A 5,704-nucleotide genomic window follows, 5' to 3' on the forward strand; every position below is an offset into this window, starting at 1 on the left:
TAGCCGATACGATCAAGTACCGCGAGCATCGCGTTTTCGGAGAATGACCCGCCTTCGGGATTGGTGAAGATCAGTTCGCCTGGCGGCCGTCTCGCATYTCATCGAGGACCGCCAACGCGGGATCCGTCAAAGGGACGTAGTGGTCCTGGTCCATCTTCATTCGCTCGCCGGGAATTTTCCAGGTCGAGCCTGGGCGATCGATCTCAGACCAATGCCCTTCGACGGCCTCGTTCGTGCGGCAAGCCGTGAAGATTAGGAAGCGTAGCATCGCAGCAGCTGTTCCGGGCGCACCGGCAAGAAGTTCCATGAACGCCGGCGCCTCGGCGTACGGCAAGGCTGGATGATGGCGGACGACCCGCTTGGGGCGCTTTGGAAGCTTTTCGCGCAACTGCCTCGTAAGCTCGGCCGGATTGCGGAAGTCTGGATCGTCGATATCAACGTTCTTCGCAACAATCGTTTCAATCCGACCGCGGACCCGGTTCGCAGTCTCGCGCTTCTCCACCCAGATCGGCTCGAGCAGATCGTGGATGTGGCTCGGCTTGATCTCCAGGATGGTCAGCTTGCCGATGGTGGGATAGGCGTAACGCTTGAGGGAGGACGGCCACTGATCGCGATGCTTCTCGCTCCAGGTCGACCAATTCGTCCGGATGTAGGCTTCCGCGCATTCCTCGAACGTCGGCAATACAACCTTGGCCTCGACGGCTTTCGCCTCTTCGCGCGCCCTTCGCCTCTCCTGCACTATGTCCACGCCGGCGGTGCTGCGATCGCCTTTCACGCGCAGGCGCCGCATCCTGTGCCAGCCGCGCATCCTTTAGCGACACGTCTTTTAAGGAGCCGAGGCCGTGCCAGCGCTCCTTGCCGTCCTTCCAATATCGGTACGACCAGCTCTTCGATGTTGGTCCGGTAACAATCAAATAAAGCCCACCGCCGTCGGCGCATTTGCCGGGCTTGGTTTGGCGTTCTACGTCGAGCGGTTTGAACCTTCCAGCCATTGTCCCTCCGGGAAAAACCGTCCTCCGAACCCACGGGCAAAAACCACGGTCAGTGCCCCGATTAGGAGGAACACCGGCGAACTGCAAAGCACAGTCTTTCGGCGCAAGACACTGATTTTGCTGTGGAATTCGAACGACTTCGAACAGAGGAGAACAATATACTGGCGGAAGGGGTGGGATTCGAACCCACGGTACCCTTGCGGGCACGCCGGTTTTCAAGACCGGTGCCTTAAACCACTCGGCCACCCTTCCCTCGCGGCGAATGGCTGTCGCTTAACGCAGACGACCGCACAAGGCAACGCGAAGTTGGCGTACCCGCGCGGCCTGCGCGCTTCCGAAGACGCGGTCTGTCAGGCGAGCGTCAGGGTGGTCCTCTAGTTTCGGCAGGACCGTCGACACCACCCAGGGCGTTGCCGGTTGCGAGGCCCGGCTGGAGTTTCCCCTCCTCGACCGGGCCTCGCTTGTATCGGGCCAAAGAAAACGCGGCGCCCCGTGAGGAGCGCCGCGCGAAGTTCGTATGCGGATGCGTTGGCTCAGTAGCCGCCACAGGACGCGCAGCCGGTCGCGACCGGGGCGTAATAGGAATAGCCGGGCGAGACCATCTCGACGCGCTGGCGCGTGGCGTATTGCGGCGGGATGCGCTCGTACTGGACGCCCGGGGGCGCCACCATCACCGTCTGCGGCACCATCACGGTGCGGTACTGCGCCGGCGTGCGGTGCGCGACCGTGGCGCCGGGCGAAACCATCACGGTCTCGTCGACGGTGCGGTATTGCGGCTGCACATATTGCTGCTGGTAGCAGGTCGTGCACGGCGGCGGCGCGTAGCAATTGTAGCAGCCGGCGGAGGCCGCGCCCGTCATCGAAATCGCGGCGACGACTGTTGAGAAAACGACAGCAAGAGTACGAGACATTGTGGTGGTGCCCCAGTTGCCCGAAATGGATTTGGATCTGACGATCGCAGCAGTATACGCCGCGAAATCCTGGGCTGCCGAAGTTCGTTGGGGCATCCTTAATGCGAACGGCGGATTTTCGCCGATCGGTAAGAACTCATTGACCATGGGCGATGCGTGATCGCGGCGCTCGCGATCACGCCCGCACAAGACGCGCTTACTTCGAGCGCCGCTTCACCTCGCGCACCGCGCCGCGCGCGGCACTGGTCGTGAGTGCAGCATAGGCCCGCAGCGCGGTGGAGACGTTGCGCTTGCGGTTGGTCGCCTGCCAGGCGGCATCGCCCTTCGCCTCTTCCACCGCACGGCGCTTGGCGAGTTCCTCGTCGGAGACCTCCAGGCTGATGCTGCGGTTCGGGATGTCGATGGCGATGCGATCGCCGGTCCGCACGAGGCCGATGTTGCCGCCCTCGGCCGCTTCCGGCGACAGATGCCCGATCGACAGGCCGGACGAGCCGCCGGAGAAACGTCCGTCGGTGACTAGCGCGCAGGCCTTACCCAGGCCCATCGATTTCAGATAGCTCGTCGGATAGAGCATCTCCTGCATGCCCGGTCCGCCGCGCGGGCCTTCGTAGATGATGACCACGATCTCGCCGGCAACGACCTTGCCGCCCAAAATGCCCTCGACGGCTGCGTCCTGGCTTTCGAACACGCGGGCGGGCCCTGCGAATTTCAGGATCGAGGCGTCGACGCCGGCGGTCTTCACGATGCAGCCGTCCTGCGCGAGATTGCCGTAGAGCACGGCGAGACCGCCGTCCTTGCTGAAGGCGTGCTCGAGGTTGCGGACCACGCCCTTCTCGCGATCGGTATCGAGCTCGTCGTAACGGCGCTCCTGGCTGAATGCGACCTGCGTCGGGATGCCGCCGGGCGAGGCGCGGAAAAAGGTGCGCACGGCCTCGCTCTTGGAGCGCTTGACGTCCCAGCGCTCCAGCGCATCGTTCATGGTCGGCGCATGCACGGTCGAGACCGAGGTGTCGATCAGCCCGGCACGGTCGAGCTCGCCCAGAATGCCCATGATGCCGCCGGCACGGTGCACGTCCTCGACATGCACGTCGGCGACGGACGGCGCGACCTTGCACAGCACCGGCACCCGGCGCGAGAGACGGTCAATGTCGCGCATGGTGAATTCCACCTGCCCTTCATGGGCGGCGGCAAGCAGATGCAGCACGGTGTTGGTCGAGCCGCCCATCGCGATGTCGAGCGTCATCGCGTTCTCGAACGCCTTGAAGTTGGCGACGTTGCGCGGCAGCACGGAGGCATCGTCCTGCTCGTAATAGCGACGGACGAGATCGACGATGGTGTGGCCGGCCTCGACGAACAGCCGCTTGCGGTCGGCATGGGTTGCGACCACGGTGCCGTTGCCGGGCAGCGCGAGGCCCAGCGCCTCGGTCAGGCAGTTCATCGAATTGGCGGTGAACATGCCCGAGCACGAACCGCAGGTCGGGCACGCCGAGCGCTCGATCACCTTGACGTCCTCGTCGCTGACCTTGGAGTCGGCCGCGGCGACCATGGCGTCGATGAGGTCGACTGCCTTGGTCTTGCCCTGGAGCTTGACCTTGCCGGCCTCCATCGGACCGCCCGAGACGAACACGGCGGGGATATTGAGGCGCAGCGCCGCCATCAGCATGCCGGGCGTGATCTTGTCGCAATTGGAGATGCAGACGAGGCCGTCGGCGCAATGGGCGTTGGCCATGTATTCGACGCTGTCGGCGATGAGCTCGCGCGACGGCAGGCTGTAGAGCATGCCGTCATGGCCCATGGCGATGCCGTCGTCGACCGCGATGGTGTTGAACTCTTTCGCCACGCCGCCGGCCTGCTCGATCTCGCGGGCGACGAGCTGGCCGAGGTCCTTCAGATGGACGTGGCCGGGCACGAACTGGGTGAAGGAGTTGACGACCGCGATGATCGGCTTGCCGAAATCCGCATCCTTCATGCCCGTCGCGCGCCAGAGGCCGCGGGCGCCCGCCATGTTGCGGCCGTGGGTGGTGGTGCGGGAGCGATAGGCTGGCATGGCGGTTTCCGTCCTCGGGGTTTGGGTGCCTGAGCGGGAAAATTCAGAAGCCGCCTCAGGCCTTTCCGGCCGGATAGCGCACGGGGTGGGCTGGCGCAACGGGAACTTGGCCCAGCGGCGGCCGGATCGGCCTATCGCAGGCCTCCCCTGCTCCCGGCGCGGCCTCTTGGAGGGTCGCGCCAGCGCCGGGCAGACGCCGCAGCTAGCGCTTCGGCTTGGGCAGCACAATTCTCCCCTGTGAGGCAACGTCGCCCCACTTGGCGGACCACCCGACTTCCGAGGCCGAGGATGGCTCGATGCCTGGATGACCTCGGGCCCCCTGCAGTGCAAACAGGGCGCCCTGGGGATCGACACATCGTGCGATCCAGCAGCCATCAGGCAATTCGATCGGACCCTGGAGGATCCGGCCTCCACCAGCATTCACATGCTTGGTCGCAGCGCCGATGTCGTCGACATTGAAGTAATGCAGCCAGCATGGCTGCGCTACGCTCGGAAGTTTCGTCAGCATGCCACCGACCGTTTGCCCACCCGCCGAAAACAATTGATACCAGTCCGCTGGATCGGCTTGAGCGTCGGCCTTCTGCCAACCAAATAGTTCTCTGTAGAAATCGAAGATCGCGGTCCGGTCGCCGGCCAATAGCTCGTGCCAGCCAACGCGCCCCGGCTCGTCCAGCCCGCCCGGCGTCGATCGGCCATATGTCGACTCCTGGATGAGACCGAACGTCGCTTTCTGCGGATCGGCAACGACCGCTATTCGGCCAATATTGGTATCGGTCGGCGGCACAAGGATCGAGCCTCCGAGACGCCTGATCTGCGCGGCGGTCCCCTCCAGGTCGTCGACGGCGACGTAACCGATCCACCTCGGCGTCGCCCCCAGTCTCCGCCCCTCCTCCGGGAGATCCATAAGTCCGCCGACCGGAGCGCTGCCGCTGCTCACCACCTTGTAAGCCAGCTCCGGAGTCGACTCATCCCTCAACCCCCAGCCGACGGCCTTGCGATAGAATGCGCCTGCTGCCGTGACATCCGTGGTCAGGAGTTCGTACCAGGCGAAACGTCCGAGTTGATCTGCCACGCCGATCTCTCCGTTCAAGCCCCGATGCGATTGCGGCACCGCACCAAGCGGCACTCCGTGCGCGCCCGCCACGTGCGTGGATCGTTGATGCCTGTGTCAACGGGCCGTGCCGATGCCGTTCATGAAGATGAATATATCCTGAACGTGCCGCGCCGCGCTTTGGTGCGCGTAGTTGTTGCTCGCGTGATTTCCTGGGCGTAGACTTACCGCGGCTGGGATGCTTCTTGCAATGCTCGGAGGTTCGACCATGCGGCAGGCGAAGCAGACTTCTAAAGGGAAGAAGCGAGTGACCAAAGTCGCCGTGCCGGCGTTCGGAGCCGCAGGGTTGACGTTCTCGCTGGCGGGAGGCGCATCGGCGTCCGCCGTGCCGACACACGACGTACAGCAATTGCCGAACTTTGGATCGGGTCAGGCAATCACCCTCGATGAAGAGGAAATGGCTGACGTCAGCCTCGCCACCTTCCATCTCTTCGACAAGGAAAACGTCGGTAGCCGCGTGCRGCTGGCGTGGCGCGGATGCGGCGGTTGCCGCGGCTGCAGAGGCTGCCGGGCTTGCCGTGGTTGCCGATGTGGCGTCGGTTGCCGATGTGCGGGTTGTGCCGTTGGTGTGGTGGGATGCGCCGTATCATGCGCGGGTTGCTGCGCATCGTGGGGCCGCTGCCGCTGGTGCTAGGCCTCGGCG

General features: G+C 64.4%; 5 protein-coding genes, 1 tRNA gene and 1 pseudogene. 1 reads left to right on the forward strand and 6 read right to left on the reverse strand.

Features of this window, described 5'->3' with window-relative positions; translation table 11 throughout:
- Nucleotides 1-70: 70 nt before the first annotated feature.
- The 4 genes and pseudogenes from ACXJL8_RS31885 to ACXJL8_RS31900 all read right to left on the reverse strand — a co-directional run bounded on the left by ACXJL8_RS31885 (nucleotide 71) and on the right by ACXJL8_RS31900 (nucleotide 1,852).
- Nucleotides 71-808, reverse strand: a complete 738-nt coding sequence (locus ACXJL8_RS31885) for a tyrosine-type recombinase/integrase (protein ID WP_456686217.1) — start codon at nucleotides 806-808, stop codon at nucleotides 71-73.
- A gap of 34 nt (nucleotides 809-842) precedes the next feature.
- Nucleotides 843-992: pseudogene (locus ACXJL8_RS31890) on the reverse strand (Arm DNA-binding domain-containing protein); the annotation flags it as partial.
- Nucleotides 993-1,154: 162 nt separating this feature from the next.
- Nucleotides 1,155-1,244, reverse strand: a tRNA-Ser gene (locus ACXJL8_RS31895).
- Between the two features lie 281 nt (nucleotides 1,245-1,525).
- On the reverse strand, nucleotides 1,526-1,852 hold the full coding sequence (locus tag ACXJL8_RS31900) for a hypothetical protein (RefSeq protein WP_456619012.1): 327 nt from the start codon (nucleotides 1,850-1,852) through the stop codon (nucleotides 1,526-1,528).
- Nucleotides 1,853-1,907: 55 nt separating this feature from the next.
- Between ACXJL8_RS31900 and ACXJL8_RS31905 the strand changes: the two genes are divergently transcribed.
- Nucleotides 1,908-2,063, forward strand: coding sequence for a hypothetical protein (locus ACXJL8_RS31905; protein ID WP_456619011.1), 156 nt, complete (start codon nucleotides 1,908-1,910; stop codon nucleotides 2,061-2,063).
- Between the two features lie 36 nt (nucleotides 2,064-2,099).
- On the opposite strand, the gene ilvD is transcribed toward ACXJL8_RS31905, so the two are convergent.
- Entirely contained in the window at nucleotides 2,100-3,950 is a 1,851-nt protein-coding gene (gene ilvD / locus ACXJL8_RS31910) for a dihydroxy-acid dehydratase (RefSeq protein WP_456619010.1), read from the reverse strand.
- 202 nt (nucleotides 3,951-4,152) lie between these two features.
- Entirely contained in the window at nucleotides 4,153-5,022 is an 870-nt protein-coding gene (locus ACXJL8_RS31915; RefSeq protein WP_456619009.1) for a VOC family protein, read from the reverse strand.
- Nucleotides 5,023-5,704 lie beyond the last annotated feature (682 nt).

Source organism: Bradyrhizobium sp. P5_C11_2 (assembly GCF_054049755.1).